This is a genomic window from Streptomyces sp. NPDC025784 (assembly GCF_055558435.1).
Window position 1 is genome coordinate 189604 of the sequence record NZ_JBVHMN010000016.1, and the last position, 16999, is coordinate 206602.

A 16999-nucleotide genomic window follows, 5' to 3' on the forward strand; every position below is an offset into this window, starting at 1 on the left:
CTCATATGTCGGTGAGTGACGAGAGCCTCATGTCCCGCTGGATTTCGATGTCGATGGCTTTTGAGAGCGTCCTGATGCTTGACTTTGTCGAGTTGTTATACCGTCCGTCGGTACAGAGACCGCTGTGGGGCGGGCGCCTGGTTGCGGTCCTCTGCCAGTCACGAGCAGTCGAACCAGTGCCCGATGGGGCGGTCCGGGCAGGCTCGGCACTCGAAGATGTACACGCCTCCGACGTCGCCGAGGCACAGGCCTGCGGGATTGTCCGCGGCTTCTGTCCAACCGCCGTCGGTTCTGTCCTCCACCGGCAGCCACGTACGCCAGGACTCTCCGTCGAATTCCTCGCTCGCGACGGTCAGCAAGTGCTCCATGCGGCCACCGCAGGCTTCGCAGTCGGGCCAGCAGGGTTCCTGTGTCCAGCCGGGGTAGCCGCCCAGCTTGATCCCGGGCGCCTCAGCCAAGTGATACGAGTAGTACAGGCCGGTCGTTGCCTTCAGCTCCTCGAAACGGGCCTGCAACGCGTCATGCGTGTCCCGGGAAAGGTCCCAGCTGGGGTACTCGGTCACCTGCTCCGGGTGGACCACACACGGGTCCGGATACCAGTCCTTCGGGAGGGCTTCCACCGGCTCCGGCGTCGGCAGTATGTCTTTGATGGCACCAGAGTCCCTCCAGTGCACCTGCGGCAGGGGGTAGCAGTACTCGCCGTGCGCATAAGGGCACCACAGCACCTGCAGCAGGTCGGTTCCCTCTGGGAAGGGGACTCCGGGTGCGTCGGCCTGGCGGACCTGGACGATGGGAACCATGGGCACGGCAGCCTGGAGCTCGCTCACGGTGTCGGGGTCGAAGTGCTCCTCCATACAGACTGGCCATGGCTCTGCCACAGGCCACAGCAGTGGCCCTCCAACGGAACTGTCGTAGCAGGAAGGAGAGCCGGCGCGCGGGTGAAGGCGGAGGGACTCACGGCGGAAGGGGACCAGCTCAGGGAAGAGCTTTTCCACGTCCACGGGGCGGGCAGGGGTGCGACGGATCATGCATCGGACTCTAGGGCCGGGGACTGACAGCCAACCCGCCCGGCCCCGCGATCCCCCATTTCAGGCTTCCCCCGTCGCCGCGAGCAGGTGTTCAGGGCGACACGACGCACGGGCGCTCTCAAAACTCGGCAACATTTTGGCGCCTCGGGCTCAGCAGCCGCTCTCCACATCCGCCCGCGGCAAGGTTGCGTAGCTGCCCGTACCGGTCACTGAGCTCCTTGATAAGCACGGGCAGGCTGATCTCTTCGGAAGCGGTCAGGCACATATGCCCCGCCGGGTGCCTGGCCTGGTCGCACACCAGCTCCTGCCCGTCCGGCCGGACCAAGGAGTCAACGGCCGCGAGCAGTTCTCGTATGTCCATGGCCGGACAATGAAACACGGGCCGCGGACAACGAACCGGACCCGGCGATCGAGTGAGCGCTGTACAGCAGGTAAGTACAGCAACCACAGCAACCCAGCCTGCCCGGTGGAGCCCCCAAAGAGCCGTGCCACGACCGGTATGACCACCACCGACCGAACCGCACAGAGCTACGGATCAGAAGGCAGTCGTGCCACCCCCGTGCCGGATTGGACAGGGGCCACGGGAGCGCCGAGAGCCGACCGCAGCGACAAAATGATCAGCCCCACGAAGCGACCAAGGAAGTCACACCCACTCACGCTTGACATACGTTTTGAACGCGTTCAAGATCTGGCTCGGCAAGTACAGCGCGTCTTGAGCCGTGGCGCCGTGATGATCAGGGGGACAGAATGAGCAAGGGGATAGTCGGACGGTGGTTCGTCGCTGTACTGGGCGCTGCTTCGGTACTCATCTCAGGGTGTGCGTACTCGGTCGACCCCGACGAGCTTCCCGGCATGTACCGCAACGGCAAGACCGGCGGCGAGATCACGCTCGATTCCGACGGCACATTCACCGCCACTGATCTGTCGACAGCCCCGCACGCCGACCCCGAAGATTTGCACGGCCACTGGGAGTTCGTCGACAGCAGCGGCAGCGACTTCGTCTACCTGGACATCGAGGAGCGTGGCATCGGTGAGGTCTCCGGTGTCCAGCTCTACGCGCGCGGCGGAGGGAAGGTGGAGTTCAGCGAGCCGGATGGGTCGTGGTCCCTGGTGCTCACGAAGGTGTCCGACCAGTAGATCTGGGTGCCCAGTCCGGCGTGTGGTGGCACCACACCCGGCGGCGGCCGCCCCGCAGATGCAAAGCCCGCCAGGAACTACGCCGGACCCCACATGAGTGTCTAACTGCGTGACAACGCCGACGCACAACGGCGGACGGCCACGCACGCGTGCGGACCATCGCAGCAGGTGAGCGGCACACCAGCCCAAGGCCAGGCGCTCACCCAAATTGCTTCGGGACGAAGAGGTCGTGGGTTCAAATCCCGCCACCCCGACAGCTGAAACACCAGGTCAGGGCCGGTCTTCCTTTCACGGGAGGCCGGCCCTGATTCGTTCCTTGGGGCCTCTGGGGAGTGAACGGGGAGTGGATCAAGGAAATCCACTCCCCGAGTAAGCAGCTCGGACGATGCGAGATGGCCCGTGCCAAGGCCTTATGGCGCGCTCGGGCGCTGAACTGCGTCAACGGCCGGAGCGCCGCCCCGTCGGGTTCTGCTTCTTTCGTCGCTGTTGTACCAGCCGCGACCGATCGCTCACCTGGGGTCGTGCCCGGCGCGGTGACAGTGTTTGTTGCCTTTGATCGTGGTGGGGTCGGTGGCGGTGTGGGTGGTGGTGTCGCCGCCTCCCGTGACGGTCGAGGTGTTCTTGATCTCGTGGTGTGTGTCGCAGCCGCAGGAGACGTTGACCTTGAGGGTGATGGGCGGGTAGCTGCTGCCTGGTGTCAGGACGTCGCTGCGGGTGCAGGTGAGGGTGGTCCGGTGGCAGTTCCATCCGGTGCCGGTGATGCTGCGGGCGGTGAGTCCTCGCGGAAGAGTGTCGTGCACGGTGACCGTGCTGCCGTCGGTGACGCCCGGCCCGCTGTTGCCGACCGTGATGGTGTAGGTCCCCTGCTCGCCCTGGACGAACTTCCCGGTGTGGGTCTTGGTGATGGTCCAGGAGGGGGTGGCCACCGTGTAGGAGATGATCACCTGACCGTTGCTGTTCGCCGTCCCGATCGCCGAGGCCGTATAGCCCGTCCCGGTGCCCGTCGGAGTGGCGAAGCTGCTTCCTCCGCCGCCACCGCCGCCACCCGCACGGCCGAGGCCGCTGAGGCCGGGGGCGGCGGCGCCGCCCCCGCCGCCGGCGTAGTACCCGCCGCCTCCGCCTCCGCCGGCCCCGGCGGCCACGCAGTTGCCGCCGGTGTTGTTGCCGCCGGTTCCGCCGGTGCCGACCGCGGTGCCGGTGAAGCTGCTCCCCGGGTTACCTGCGGTGGGTGTGCAGCCTCCGGTGGGGGTGGCCGGCGTACCGCCGGTGCCGACGGCCATGGTGGTGGTGTTGCCGCCTTGCCCGCCGGATCCCGGCGAACCACCGCTGTCGAACGCTCCGGCGGTGCCAGCGGTGCCATCCGGTGTGCCGCCGTTGCCCCCGTTGCCCCCCGCGATCGTGCCGGCGAACGGAGCGCCGCCGTCGGCACCGCCGCCGCCGGCGACGACTAGGAGGCTGCTGCCGGTGCTGACGCTGGACGCCCCGCCTCCTCCGGAACCTCTCCGGAATTGGCCGGTGGGTTGGCTCGAGGTGCCGCCCGGGGCGCCGCCGTTGTAGCCGCCGACCCCGGCCCCGTTGCAGCCGGCGCTGCCGGTGCCGCCGACGTTGACGGTGTAGGTCGTCGGGGCGGTGGTCACCGGCAGCGTGGTGACGACGCGCGCCCCCGTCCCCCCGGACCCGGTGAACCCGCAGACGGTGCCGGTGTTGTCGGCGCCGCCGGCGCCGTCCGCAGTGATGGTGACGACCGCGTTCGCGGGGACGGCGAAGGTCTGCGGGGACCCGGTGAAGCTGAAGGTGGACGATGGGTCGGTTCCTCGTACCGTCGCTGGGGTGGTGGCCGGCCCGGCGACGGCCGGTGCGGCGGTCGCGGGCGTCAGTGCGGTGCCGGCCAGTGCCGCGCACAGTCCCGCCACGGCTCCTGCCCGCCGCCACTGCTCACGAGTACCGATGCCGGCGCGGGCTCGGCTTCGCTCTGCCTCCACTCCGGTGAGGGGGTGTTGTGGAGCGTGATGACTGGTCACTGATGTCTCCCGACGTGCTGGCTTGGGGTGAGGCGCCCTTCGCCAGTGGGGCAGGTCAGGTCACCTCACCATAAATCACTTATTGTGATTACCTATGCGCGAAAAGTGATGCAGGAGGAGTTCGGGCCCGGTGACGTGTCATCGGGGTCTGGCGTTCAAGCTGCGCTCGGGCTCCACCGAACGGTTGACGCCAGGCCGTCGGGGCAGCCCTGGGTGGCCCCGAAAGCCAGGTGCCCCGGCCGCCGCCCTCCCTACGCGCTGCCGCGTCTGTACGGCGGCAGGATCGCCGGGGAGAACCGCTTGGGCTCGCCGGTCGCCTCGTCGATGCGCTTGTCGTTCACCCGCGGGGCCTCCACCTCGACCACCCCCGCCGCGGTCGTGACATCCCTCGGCTGGTGATAGCCGTTGCGGACCACCAGGCGGCGCCCGTGCTCGTCGCGCTCATCAGTCAACTCGGCTATGTAGGCGTTGACTTCAGCTTCCAGGGCGGCGGCCGGCATCCGCCTCGCACCCTCGTGGCCGATGTCATCGACCACGGAGCCGGTCTCGGTCGTTCCATCGGCATTCACTACGCTCAGCACGTCGCTGACTGTGCTGCTCAACGGCCTTGTGGTGGTAGCCCTGTCGTGGGTCAGATGAGCTGTCACCTCTGACAGTGCAGGGGGCCAAACGGGGGGCCAAACGTCGCAGCGCGCCCCGGATGACCGTGGACAGCCACGTACGGAACCAGGGGCGTCGGACCAAGTCATTCGCCGCCCTCACCAGGTCAACAACCCCCGAAATCGCGTTCGGGACGAAGAGGTCGTAGCAATCCTCTCGACAACTACGCCTTGCCCGAAGTGATGACGGGGCCCATGCTCCCGTCGATGATGGCGGCATGAGGTGGGGGAAGCATCGTCTGTGGTTGGCGCTGGTTGGACCGCTAGTGGCGGTGGTGGTGCTCACCGCGGCGCCAGCAGGTGTGAAGGCCGGGGAGCTGCCCTGGCCCAAGTGGCTAGTGGCGGGCCTAGTTGCGGCCGGTGGCGTACTTGTTTCTGTGTGGACGCCGCTGATCAAGGCACGGTCCGACGCCTTAGCTGCACGAACGACCCGTGCTGCGGAGCGGGATGCCCGGGCCGAAGAAGCTCTAAGCGACCTGCCGACCCTCAGGGGAAAGGTACTGCTCGTCAGGGATGTCACCGATCGTGCACTCCTCGGCATCCACGAGGCTATCCGCCTGCCTGCGGACAGCACCATCGAGCACGAGCTCTCCGCGGAACTCCCCACCTACGTGCCCCGCGACATCGATGCGGACTTGCGCACTGCGCTCGAAGCCAGAAGCAAGACCGGCGGGTTCCTGCTGTTGGTCGGGCCGGCCGCCGCAGGCAAGACGCGTTGCGCCTATGAAGCCATCCGAGCTGTGCTCCCGAACTGGCGGCTCTTCATGCCCCCCGACGCCGCCACTCTGACCAAACTCGTAACCAGCGGTGCAGACCTCAAGCGCAGCGTCATGTGGCTCAACGAGACACAGAACTTCCTTACCGGACCGGACCGTCTCACAGCCTCGATTGTGCGGCGGGTACTGACCGACACCGCCCGCCCCGTGATTCTGGTCGGCACCATCTGGCCCACAATCTACGATCGGCTCCGTACCCCTGGCACCAGCACACCGGCCGAGAATGACGAGGGGCAGGACCTGAACAAAGACGCTCGCGAGGTCCTGGAACTGGCACGGCGCTTCCCCCTTGGCAAGTGGAGTGACTCGGAGTGGGATCGCGCCGAGGAACTGACCTCAGTCGATCCCCGAATTCGGCAGGTTTTGCCCTCCCGCGGGCGGACGGGGTTGGCCCAAATGTTGTCGGCTGCCCCGGAACTCATCCACCGCTGGGAACAGGCCGACAACCCTTTCGGTCAAGCGGTAATCACCGCCGCTGTCATCGCTCGACGCTGCGGTCATCCTGCGGTCATACCTGTCTCCGTCATCGGAGCCCTGGCCAAGGAATTCCTCACGGGGGCACAGCGTGCAGCCGCTGGGGAAAATTGGCTAGCTGAGGCGCTGACGTGGGCCTGCCAGACCGTTCACCACAGCGGTGACATCGCTCCGCTTCAAACGTTCGGAGAGGCCATGGGTGAGGTCGATGGCTATCAGGTCTCCGACATCCTCGTTGACCACGAGTCCCAATCCGCCCCGGTCTCTCATAAGCAGATCACGCCCAGAATCTGGGAGCGGTTGGCGGAATTGGCCGCCCCTGAAGCCTGCGCCGCAATCGGTACGGCTGCCTACTTCGCCGGCATGCTAGCCACCGCCACCTCTGCCTGGGAGCGCGCGGCAGGCTCTGGGAGCGATGAAGCCATGTACAACCTTGGTGTCCTCCGGAACGAGCAGGGCGACACCGAAGGCGCCCGCACCTGGTGGCAACGCGCCGCCGACAACGGAGACACAGACGCCATGGCCGGCCTCGGTTTCCTCCTGCGCGAGCGGGGCGACACCGAAGGCGCCCGCACCTGGTCCACTCGAGCAGCCGACGCCGGAGACACCAGCGCCATGGTCGACCTGGGCAACCTCCTGCGCGAGCAGGGCGACACCGAGGGCGCCCGCACCTGGTGGCAACGCGCAATCGACGCCGGAGAGACCAACGCCATGTACAACCTGGGCAACCTCCTGAGCGAGCAGGGCGACACCGAGGGCGCCCGCACATGGTTCACCCGAGCAGCCGACGCCGGAGACACCGACGCGATGCACAACCTGGGCAACCTCCTGCACGGCCAGGGCGACACCGAGGGCGCCCGCACATGGTTCACCCGAGCAGCCGACGCCGGAGACACCGGCGGCATGGTCGACCTGGGCAACCTCCTGCACGGCCAAGGTGACACCGAGGGCGCCCGCACCTGGTGGCAACGCGCAATCGACAACGGAAGCTCCGACGCCATGGTCAACCTGGGCAACCTCCTGCGCGAACAGGGTGACACCGAGGGCGCCCGCACCTGGTGGCAACGCGCAATCGACGCCGGAGAGACCAACGCCATGTACAACCTGGGCAACCTCCTGAGCGAGCAGGGCGACACCGAGGGCGCCCGCACATGGTTCACCCGAGCAGCCGACGCCGGAGACACCGACGCGATGCACAACCTGGGCAACCTCCTGCACGGCCAGGGCGACACTGAAGGGGCCCACTCCTGGTGGCAACGCGCAGCCGACAATGGAAGCTCCGGCGCCATGGTCGACCTGGGCAACCTCCTGCACGGCCAGGGCGACGCCGAGGGCGCCTGCACCTGGTGGCAACGAGCAATCGACGCCGGAGACACCGACGCGATGCACAACCTTGGTGTCCTCCGGAACGAGCAGGGCGACACCGAAGGTGCCCGCACCTGGTGGCAACGAGCCGCCGACGCCGGAGACACCGACGCGATGTTCAACCTGGGCAGGCTCCTGAGCGAGCAGGGCGACACCGAGGGTGCCCGCACATGGTTCACCCGAGCAGCCGACAACGGAAGCTCCGACGCCATGGTCAACCTGGGCAACCTCCTGCGCGAACAGGGTGACACCGAGGGCGCCCGCACCTGGTGGCAACGCGCAATCGACGCCGGAGAGACCAACGCCATGTACAACCTGGGCAACCTCCTACACGGCCAGGGCGACACCGAAGGCGCCTGCACCTGGTGGCAACGAGCCGCCGACGCCGGAGACACCGACGCGATGCACAACCTGGGCAACCTCCTACACGGCCAGGGCGACACCGAAGGGGCCCGCACCTGGTTCACCCGAGCAGCCGACGCCCAAGACACCAACGCCATGCTCAACCTGGGCAACCTCCTGCACGGCCAAGGTGACACCGAAGGCGCCCGCACCTGGTGGCAACGCGCAGCCGACGCCGGAGAGACCAACGCCATGTACAACCTGGGCAACCTCCTACACGGCCAGGGCGACACCGAGGGCGCCCGCACCTGGTGGCAACGAGCCGCCGACAACGGAGACACAGACGCCGCAGCGGCATTGAGCACTCTTGACGAAGCCGCGATGTGACCGACCTCGGATGAGTCCCGCACTGGGAGAAATCTGGGAGAAGATCCTCTCCCAGCGCCTCCCAAGCGCCCAGGGAGACCAAGGCACACCAAAGGCCTGACCTGTGTAAACGTCAGCGAGCCCAGGTGCGGATCTTGCCCGGACCTTATTCGGGACGAAGAGGTCGTGGGTTCAAATCCCGCCACCCCGACAGCCGAAGCTGCTTTGCGTGTGTGTCCATCTGCGTGACCACCGCCTGCCGAAAGGCCCGCCGCACGTCGGTCGCGTCGACACGGCGTCGTCCGAGGGCGCCCGGCCCGTGCCGCGCGCTCGCCGCCTCGGCTGTGAAAATCACTGTCCGATTGTCGGAACACGGTGATAGGGAGTCCACGTGACGACGACACTTGCGTTCCCCGTTCTGTTGCGACTGATCGACGAACGGTCGAGCGCCTTCCGCGCCGCGGTCGCCTCCGCGCCCAGCCTCGACGTACAGGTGCCGACCTGCCCCGAGTGGACGCTGTTCGATCTGGCGGAGCACATCGGCGAGGGGCGCCGCGCCTGGGCCGCCACCGTCGCCGCAGGGCCCGCTCCGGCCAAGTCCGTACCAGAGGGCGCCCCGGCTGCGCCTCGGGAGCGCGAGGCCGTGCCGGCGTGGTTGGCCGCGTCGACGCAGGAGTTGCTGGACGCACTGCGGGAGGCCGGCCCGGATCGCGGCTGCTGGACGTGGTGGGGTGCGTCCCAGTCGCCGCAGACCTGTGGCGCCGTCGCCCGGCACCAGCTCCAGCAGATCGCGGTGCACACCTACGACGCCCAGGTCGCTGTGGGTGCCCCGGAGCCGCTGCCGGACGAGGTGGCACTCGACGGTGTCGAGGAGTTCCTGTCCACCTGCGTCGCAACGACGAGTGCCTGGCCGCACAAGCCCACTGCCTTCGACTTCCACGCCACCGAGGGCCACTCCTGGCGCCTCACGCTCGACGGCGACGGCGCCCGCTCCACCCGTATCTCCGCGCCCGGCACGACGCCTGTCGCCGCTGCGGACGAGGGCCCGGACGCGGCTGGCGTCTCCGTTCGCGGCACGGCCAGTGAGCTGGTTCTCTTCGTGTACGACCGTATCCCCGCGGACTCCCTGCAGATCGAGGGAGACGCAGGCTTGTTCGACCTGCTCCGGGCGTGGGACCCGGAGGAGTAGGACGGGTGCTGCAGAGCCCCCGCCGACTGTGCCGCATATGGCTACGACGTCAGGCGAACAGCCGGTACCAGGGCCCTCTCGCCCGAGGAAATCTCCGGGCCAAGAACGCGGCGAGGACGGCCTGCTGGTGCTCGTCGAAAGCCCGCTTCGGGATGGTCTCTGCCGTAATCAAGCTCGTCCCCAGGAACCAGAAGCCACCGCGTTCCCTGGCAGAGTCGCAGGCGCTCCAGGGCACCACGAACCGGGAATCAGACGTACGCAGTACGTAGGTCTCCTCGGTCAGATGCAGAGTCCACGGTCCGGGCAGCCGGGCCGCGACTTGACGTGCCGAAATGTACGGAATGATGGTCTTGAGGCAGATCAACGTGATGAGCCCGAAGTAGACCAGCCATTCATCCGAGTTGTCGAAGAGGAGGGTGAGGGCGCTGGTCAGGGCCAAGAGCAGGCTGGCGGTCGCGAAGAGGCGGTTCAACGGGGAGTGGCGCATCAGGCCGCGGTACTCCCGGCCGGTCAGCTGAAACGTGGCAGTCAACTCCACGGCTGCGGAGGCTCCTTCCTCGGGGCCCGGCTCGGCGAGCCCGGACGCCGAGAGAGTATCGGTCGCTCGTGATGTTGCAGCACTCCAGAACACGAACCACTTCGGCCCCCTGATGTGACAGAAATCTACGAAGCAGCGCCCGCCTGGTGACTGGGCCGCAGACAACTGCGTTCCGTTTCACGCCAGTTGAGGAGCAACGCCAGGTGAGTGTCTACTTGCGTGACAGCGCCGATGAACGACGGCGGACGAGCGCGGACGACCACAGACCATCAGCTCGGCCGGCGGGCGCACCGCCCCAAGGTCACACGCCCACTCAAGTTGCTTCGGGACGAAGAGGCCCTGGGTTCACATCCGGGAGATGCCGGCGGGGCTGATCCCGTAGGGTCGCGCCCGCTCCCTGAGAAAATCCTGTGCGCCCGTGAACTCTTCGCGGCGCAGCGGGGAACAACGGGTGACACGCTCGACCCCACCCGCTGACGGAGGACCCGTGACCGGACCACCGGCGCTCGACCCCGGCGACGAGCGCGACGGCCATGTCATCGCGCAGTCCCTGGAACATCCGGAGCTGTTCGCCCGGCTCTACGACCGGTACGCACCCGACATCCACCGGTACGCGGCCCGGCGCCTCGGCGACCACGCGGCGGACGACGTCACGGCCGACACGTTCCTGACCGCGTTCCGGGTGCGTGCCCGCTACGACGCCTCGCGGGCCAGTGCCCGGCCCTGGCTGTACGGGATCGCCGCGCACCTCATCGGCAAGCAGCGCCGGAAGGAAGTACGCGGTCTGCGGGCGCTGGCCAGGACCGGCCAGGACCCCGTCACGGCCGGCTGGGTCGAGGACACCGCGGACCTGGTCGCCGACCGCGCCCCGCTCGCGGACGCGCTCGCCGCGCTGTCCGCCGCCGACCGGCATGTGCTGCTGCTCGTGGCCTGGGCCGACCTGACCTACCAGGAGGTCGCCGAGGCGCTCGGCATACCCGTCGGGACCGTGCGGTCCCGGCTCAACCGGGCCCGCCGCAAGGTACGGGCCGCGCTGGGTGCCGACCCGGCGATTCTGCTCGAAGTGGCGGAGGTGGTCCGGCCGTGAACGTGGACGAGATGAAGGACGTACGCGAGTTCCGGGCCGGGGCGCCGAAGCCCGACCGGGCACGGCTCGCCGAGGGGCGGGACCGGCTGAGCAGCGCCGCGGGGCGTGGCCGGGGAGGCAGGCTGCGGGCCGACTGGCGGCTCGCAGCGGTCGGGGCCGCCGCCGCGCTCACCGCGGTGGCCGTGCTGGCCTCCGGCCTCGGAGGGGGCGGCCACAGCGACGTGGAGCCCACGGTGCCGGCCGGGACGCGGACGGTGCAGGGTTCGGTGAAGGAGGTGCTGGAGCGGGCCGCGACCACGGTGGAGCGGGCTGATCCGTCGCCCACACCGCACGCGGGCCAGTGGATCTACGTGAAGAAGCTCTCGGCCAGTCCCGGAATCTGGCCCGAGAGCGCCGCCCCCCAGCCCGAGCCGGAGCCGGAACCTCATGAGCACTGGGCGCGGTACGCGGACCCGCGCTTCGAGAACGGCAAGGAGGGCGACGACCGCTCCATGCGCGAACGGCTCCGCTTCCTCGACGAGTTGCCGGACGACCCGGCCGCCGTGCTGAGGAAGGTCCGCGCCTACTACCCGCCCGGGAAGAACAGCCACGAATCCGAGGCGGAGCAGGACATGGGTGCGCTCAGTGTGCTGTTCGCGTCCCAGCCCATCCCGCCGCAGGCGCTCGCCAAGCTGTACCGCGCGCTGGCCGCGGTCCCCGGCGTCGAGGTCACCGACCATCTCGTACGGGACCTCGCGGGCCGGGACGCCCTCGCGGTCGGGCACGACGAGAAGGGACAGAAGATCCGCCGCGAGATCCTGATCGACCCGCACACATACCAGTACCTCGGCGACCGATGGATCGTCGTCAAGGACTACAAGGACACGTTCCCGGGCGCGGACGACACCCCTGACCGGCCCTGGAAGGCGGGCGACCTCATGTTCCAGAACGCGTTCCTTGCCACGGGAGTCGTCGACCACAAGGGCGACCGCCCCTGACATCCGGCGGGGGCGCCGAAGCTGTTCGCACGGACGACGAGATTGCACGCGTGCTCGACGGCATCAAGGCTCCACCGCCGGCGGACGTTCCTCCCCTGCTCGCGGATTTTGCCGGAAGGCAATCCAAAGGGGCGCCTTCGCCGTACCCATAAGGAGAGCCGCAGCCCGGGGTACGGCCCGGTCCGCCCGTTCGCGTGCGGCGGGGATCCTGTCTGTGAGACCCGCTCCTCGTCCGTGCGGGGCGACGTCCGCCACCACGCCGATCGGGCCCTGCGGCTGCGGCTGTCGATCTCGTGCGGCCGGGAGCCGCGCGAGACGATGGAGGGAAGGTGCATCCATCATGCGAGCACAACGCGCGAGGCGTCTGGCCGCGGTGGCCGCGGTCGGCCTTCTGACGGTCGGCGGCGCCGCGGTCAGCACGACGGGGACGGCCATGGCGGCGACCCCCACCGTCCACACCCAGGTGACCAACTGGTGTGGCGACGGCTGGGGCGGCCGGGGCGGAGGCTGCTTCGACCACCGCTTCGACCACCGGTTCGATCACCGCTTCGACCACCGCTTCGATCACCACGGCTCCTTCTTCCACCACGGAGGTTTCGTGATCGTCGTGCTGTAGCGCTCCCCCACGGGCCCGGTCCGGGGCGCCGGTCCCGTGGCGGTGCTGTGGAACCGGCTGTCCCGGTAGGGCAGTCTTCTCCTTCGTGAATCTTCCGTCTCAGAGTGCGTCGGTCGACGGCGTCGCGCCCATGGTCGTGGCCGGGGACGACGCCCTCGCCCACCGGCTGGCCGCCGAGTTGCGCGGGGTGTACGGCGAGCCGGTGACGCTCGTCGTGCCGAGCACCCAGCGCAGTGTGCGGCCCCCCGTGGTCGGGCGGGCGCGGGCCACCGCGCTCCTCGACCGGGTGACCGCCGCTGTGAACCGGGCCTCCGGCAACGGGGAGGGGAACGGGACCCGGAGCGCCGAACCTGCTGGCTCCGGACGGCTGTTGGAGGCTGCCGAGGTCTCCGAAGCCGTACTCACCGAGGCGGGCGTCGAGCGGGCCGCCGCGCTCGCGCTCGTCTATGACGACGACGAGACCAACATCCGGGCGGCGCTCACCGCCCGGCGGCTCAACCCGCGTATCCGGCTGGTGCTGCGCCTCTACAACCGGCGCCTCGGCCAGCACATCGAGGCTCTCCTCGACCAGGCGTCGGCACTGGCCACCGCGGGAGCCGACGCGGCCGCCGGGGCCGACGGCTCGGACGAGACGCTGGACTCGACCACCACCGTCACCGTGCTGTCCGACGCCGACACCGCCGCGCCCGCGCTGGCGGCGACCGCCCTCGCCGGGACCAGCAAGGTCGTCCAGACCGACGGGTTGATGCTGCGCGCGGTCGAACGGCTGCCCCCGGGGCCCGGGCAGGTCGCCGACCCCGGGCTGTGCACGCTGGCCCTGCTGTCCGCGACCGCCAACGACCCGGCCGGCGCCGACGGTTCCGAGGGCAGCGGCGCGCACGGCCCTCAACTCCTGCCCGACGAGCGGGCGGTGGCCGCCGCGACCGGGCGCGCCACCGTCGTGCTGGAGAACGTGTCGTACTCCGGTCCCCCGCTGCCCGCCGGGCGCAGTGTCGTGCCGTTCGGCTCACTGCTGTCCCGTCGGCTGCGGTGGTCGTTCGCCGGACTCGTCGCCTGTGTCGTCGGCCTCGCCGTCGCGTCGATGGTGGTCACCGGCCAGCACCCGCTGCAGGCCACCTATCTGACCCTGCTCGACCTCTTCGCCATCAACGACCCCGCCGTCGGGCAACCGGTGGGGCGGCAGATCCTCCAGCTCTTCTCCGGGCTCGTCGGGTTGCTGCTGCTGCCCGTGCTGCTGGCCGCCGTGCTGGAGGCGCTCGGTACGTTCCGCAGCGGGTCGGCGCTGCGACGGCCGCCGCGCGGGCTGTCCGGGCACGTGGTGCTGCTCGGTGTCGGCAAGATCGGCACGCGCGTGCTGGCGCGACTGCGGGAGCTGCACATCCCCGTGGTGTGCGTCGAGGCCGACCCCGAGGCGCGCGGGCTCGCTCTGGCGCGGCGGCTGCGGGTGCCCGTGGTGCTCGGCGACGTCACCCAGGAGGGTGTGCTGGAGGCCGCCAAGATTCACCGCGCCGATGCGCTGCTCGCGCTCACCAGCGTGGACACCATGAATCTGGAGGCCGCGTTGTACGCGCGGACCGTGCGGCCGGATCTGCGGGTCGTGCTGCGGCTGTACGACGACGACTTCGCCACCGCCGTGTACCGCACGCTGCGGGCCGCGCATCCCGGCGCCCTCACCCGGAGCCGGAGCGTCTCCCATCTGGCGGCGCCCGCGTTCGCCGGGGCGATGATGGGGCGGCAGATTCTCGGGGCGATTCCCGTCGAGCGGCGTGTACTGCTCTTCGCCGCCGTGCACGTGGGCGGGCATCCGCAGCTGGAGGGGCGGACCGTGGGGGAGGCGTTTCGGGCGGGGGCCTGGCGGGTGCTTGCGCTGGATACGGGGGTGAGGGACCGGAGGGCGGGGGCCGGCGGGGCCGGGAGTGCGGGGTCTCGGGGGGCTGGGAGGTCCGGCGGCTCCGGCGGCTCTGGGGGGTCCGGCGGCTCCGGCGGCTCTGGGGGGTCCGGAAGCGGTGGAGCGTCTGGGGGCTCCGGGTCCGGCTCCCGGGGATCCGGGGTGGCCTCGGCCGGGCGGGGAGCCGGGGTGGGGTCCGGGCTGGTGTGGGATCTTCCTGCCGATTACGTGCTGCGGGGTGAGGACCGGGTCGTGCTTGCCGCTACGCGGCGGGGGCTGGCCGAGTTGTTGGGGCGGCGGGGGCGGGAGCGGGCGGCCACGTAGGTACTTCGGGCTGAGCTGAGTGCCGCGGGGGTACTTCGGACTGAGCTGAGTGCCGCGGGCCTTCACGGGCTCACCGGGGTTCCGTGTGGGTGGCACCGTGTGGGTGGCGTCGACCCGGGAGTTTTCGCCTCCTCCGCCCCTACCCGTCCCGTTGTCCCGGGGTTGCGCCCCCAGACCCCCGCGTCGGCCTGGACGGCCTCGTCCTCAAACGCCGGACGGGCTGGAACGTGCTCCCAGCCCTCATGGAGACGGGACCAGGGGCCGGGCCTGGACGGCCTCGTCCTCAAGCGCCGGACGGGCTGAATGGTGCCGTCGGCGCTCAAGGCGAGGAGTCCGGTGTCGTCAGTCCGTCAGGTGGCGCTGGGCGAAGTCCAGTTCCAGGCGGACCTGATTGATGCGTTCGTCGACGACCAGGGAGCCGTGGCCGGCGTCATAGCGGTAGACCTCGTGGACGGCGTCTCGGGCGGCGAGGCGGGTGACGTAGTTGTCGATCTGGCGGATGGGGCAGCGGGGGTCGTTGACGCCCGCGGAGATGTAGACGGGGGCCTTGACCGCGTCGACGTAGGTGAGGGGGGAGGACGCCTCGAAGCGTTCGGGGACCTCCTCCGGGGTGCCGCCGAGGAGGGTGCGGTCCATGGCCTTCAGCGCTTCCATCTCGTCGTGGTACGCCGTGACGTAGTCGGCGACGGGGACGGCGGCGATGCCGAGGGTCCAGGCGTCGGGCTGGGTGCCGAGGCCGAGGAGGGTGAGGTAGCCGCCCCAGGAACCGCCGGTGAGGATCAGGCGGTCGGGGTCCGCGAGGCCCGAGGTGACCGCCCATTCGCGGACGGCGGCGATGTCCTCCAGCTCGATGAGGCCGACCCGGTGCTTGAGGGCGTCCGTCCACGCGCGGCCGTAGCCCGTGGAGCCGCGGTAGTTGACCCGGACGACCGCGTACCCGTGGTCGACCCAGGCTGCCGGGCCCGCCGCGAAGGAGTCGCTGTCGTGCCAGGTCGGGCCGCCGTGGATGTCGAAGACCGTGGGCAGCGGGCCCGTGGTGCCGGCCGGCTTCTGGACCAGGGCGTGGATGCGTCCGCCGGGGCCCTCCACCCAGACGTCCTCCACGGGCACCGATCCCGGGGACTTCGGACCGGGCGGGTCCAGCACGACCTCGCCGGTCGTGGAACGGACCACGGACGGCTCCGCGGCCGACGACCACAGGTACTCCACGGTGCCGTCCGGGCGGGCCGTCGCGCCGGACACGGTGCCGGGCGGGGTGGGCACCGGGGTCAGCTCGCGGGACGTGAGGTCGTACCGCCACAGGTCGCTGCGGGCCTCGAAGCTGTGGGCGACGAGGAGGGCGGAACCGTCCGGATACCACTCGGCGGCCACGTCTCCGGGCAGGTCGAGGCCGAGGTCCGTCTCCTCGCCGGTGGTCACGTCCCACACGAGCGGCTCCCAGCGGCCCCGCCGCTGGTGCCCGATGAGGAGCCGGCCGTCCCCGTCGACCGGGGCGAAGCCGAGCACCTCCAGGCCCAGCTCGACCGTGCCGCCCTTGGTGTCGTCGAGCTCCGCGACCGTCGATCCGTCCGGGCGCAGGACGCGCAGCGCCGAGTGCATCGCGTCGCCGTGCTCGGTGTGCTCGATCGCGACGAGCGAGCCGTCGTGCGAGAGGTCGCCGACGCCGGCCGACTCCCGGTGCCGGTAGATCTCCACGGGGGTCTCGCCGGTGCGCGCCACGTGGATGGTGGATCCGTCCTCGTCCGTGGAGCGGCCCACGACGGCGGTGCGCCCGTCGCGGGCGATGGCCAGTCCGGCCGGGTACGAGGGGTCGAGACCCGGCACCGCCGGCTCGTCGGCCCGCGCCTGCGGGTCGTCGCCGGCGCTCTCGGGGGCTTTGGCGGTGAAGGGGCGGCGGCGCCAGATGCCGAACTCGTCGCCGTCCTTGTCGTCGAACCACCAGATCCACTCGCCGTCCGGGGAGAGCACTCCGTCCGTCGTGCCGTTCGCCCGCGAGGTGACCTGGCGCTGCTCTCCCGTGGCGCGGTCCCAGGCGTACAGCTCGTACGTCCCCGTCGCGTTCGAGACGAACAGGGAGCGGTGCGGGGCGTCCTCCGCCCAGTCCGGCAGCGACACCCGCGGCGCCCTGAAGCGCTTCTCCCAGTCGGGCATGGCGGCCAGCTGCTCGGTGGACCTGCTGCTCTCAGTCATGGCCCCATAGTGCCTGGCCGGG

12 protein-coding genes and 1 pseudogene are annotated in these 16999 nt (G+C 69.9%); 7 read left to right on the top strand and 6 right to left on the bottom strand.

Translation table 11 applies throughout. The annotated features are described in order from the left end of the window. Positions 1-158: 158 nt before the first annotated feature. Both ACZ4IF_RS31515 and ACZ4IF_RS31520 read right to left on the bottom strand, forming a co-directional pair. Entirely contained in the window at positions 159-854 is a 696-nt protein-coding gene (locus tag ACZ4IF_RS31515; RefSeq protein WP_467568885.1) for a DUF1963 domain-containing protein, read from the bottom strand. 292 nt (positions 855-1146) lie between these two features. Continuing rightward, positions 1147-1389, bottom strand: coding sequence for a hypothetical protein (locus ACZ4IF_RS31520; RefSeq protein WP_467568888.1), 243 nt, complete (start codon positions 1387-1389; stop codon positions 1147-1149). Positions 1390-1775: 386 nt separating this feature from the next. Here ACZ4IF_RS31520 and ACZ4IF_RS31525 point away from each other — a divergent pair, with 386 nt between their 5' ends. Then, positions 1776-2165 carry a hypothetical protein gene (locus tag ACZ4IF_RS31525; protein ID WP_467568891.1) on the top strand — a complete coding sequence of 130 codons (390 nt, stop codon included), beginning with the start codon at positions 1776-1778 and terminating at the stop codon, positions 2163-2165. A gap of 509 nt (positions 2166-2674) precedes the next feature. Here ACZ4IF_RS31525 and ACZ4IF_RS31530 read toward each other — a convergent pair. Further along, positions 2675-4078 carry a hypothetical protein gene (locus ACZ4IF_RS31530; protein WP_467568894.1) on the bottom strand — a complete coding sequence of 468 codons (1404 nt, stop codon included), beginning with the start codon at positions 4076-4078 and terminating at the stop codon, positions 2675-2677. A 365-nt stretch (positions 4079-4443) separates the two neighbouring features. After that, positions 4444-4767: pseudogene (locus ACZ4IF_RS31535) on the bottom strand (transposase); the annotation flags it as partial. A gap of 323 nt (positions 4768-5090) precedes the next feature. Here ACZ4IF_RS31535 and ACZ4IF_RS31540 point away from each other — a divergent pair. Together ACZ4IF_RS31540 and ACZ4IF_RS31545 are read left to right on the top strand one after the other, a co-directional pair. Further along, on the top strand, positions 5091-8189 hold the full coding sequence (locus tag ACZ4IF_RS31540) for a tetratricopeptide repeat protein (RefSeq protein ID WP_467568896.1): 3099 nt from the start codon (positions 5091-5093) through the stop codon (positions 8187-8189). A 370-nt stretch (positions 8190-8559) separates the two neighbouring features. Then, on the top strand, positions 8560-9357 hold the full coding sequence (locus ACZ4IF_RS31545; RefSeq protein ID WP_467568898.1) for a maleylpyruvate isomerase family mycothiol-dependent enzyme: 798 nt from the start codon (positions 8560-8562) through the stop codon (positions 9355-9357). Positions 9358-9406: 49 nt separating this feature from the next. Here ACZ4IF_RS31545 and ACZ4IF_RS31550 read toward each other — a convergent pair whose 3' ends face one another. Further along, positions 9407-9895 (bottom strand): YcxB family protein, encoded by a 489-nt coding sequence (locus ACZ4IF_RS31550; protein WP_467568900.1) that lies wholly within the window; start codon positions 9893-9895, stop codon positions 9407-9409. A gap of 487 nt (positions 9896-10382) precedes the next feature. On the opposite strand from ACZ4IF_RS31550, the gene ACZ4IF_RS31555 reads away from it, so the two are divergent. The 4 genes from ACZ4IF_RS31555 to ACZ4IF_RS31570 all read left to right on the top strand — a co-directional run bounded on the left by ACZ4IF_RS31555 (position 10383) and on the right by ACZ4IF_RS31570 (position 14787). After that, positions 10383-10982: an RNA polymerase sigma factor gene (locus tag ACZ4IF_RS31555; protein WP_028799174.1), complete on the top strand. Its 600-nt coding sequence runs from the start codon at positions 10383-10385 to the stop codon at positions 10980-10982. Beyond that, positions 10979-11959 (top strand): CU044_5270 family protein, encoded by a 981-nt coding sequence (locus ACZ4IF_RS31560; protein ID WP_467568903.1) that lies wholly within the window; start codon positions 10979-10981, stop codon positions 11957-11959. Before ACZ4IF_RS31555 ends, ACZ4IF_RS31560 begins: the two co-directional genes overlap by 4 nt. Positions 11960-12299: 340 nt before the next feature. Further along, a complete protein-coding gene (locus tag ACZ4IF_RS31565; RefSeq protein ID WP_467568905.1) occupies positions 12300-12575 on the top strand; it encodes a hypothetical protein in 276 nt (91 codons plus the stop codon). A gap of 130 nt (positions 12576-12705) precedes the next feature. Then, positions 12706-14787, top strand: a complete 2082-nt coding sequence (locus ACZ4IF_RS31570) for an NAD-binding protein (RefSeq protein WP_467568988.1) — start codon at positions 12706-12708, stop codon at positions 14785-14787. Between the two features lie 342 nt (positions 14788-15129). On the opposite strand, the gene ACZ4IF_RS31575 is transcribed toward ACZ4IF_RS31570, so the two are convergent. Continuing rightward, a complete protein-coding gene (locus tag ACZ4IF_RS31575) occupies positions 15130-16977 on the bottom strand; it encodes a S9 family peptidase (protein WP_467568907.1) in 1848 nt (615 codons plus the stop codon). Between the last annotated feature and the right edge of the window lie 22 nt (positions 16978-16999).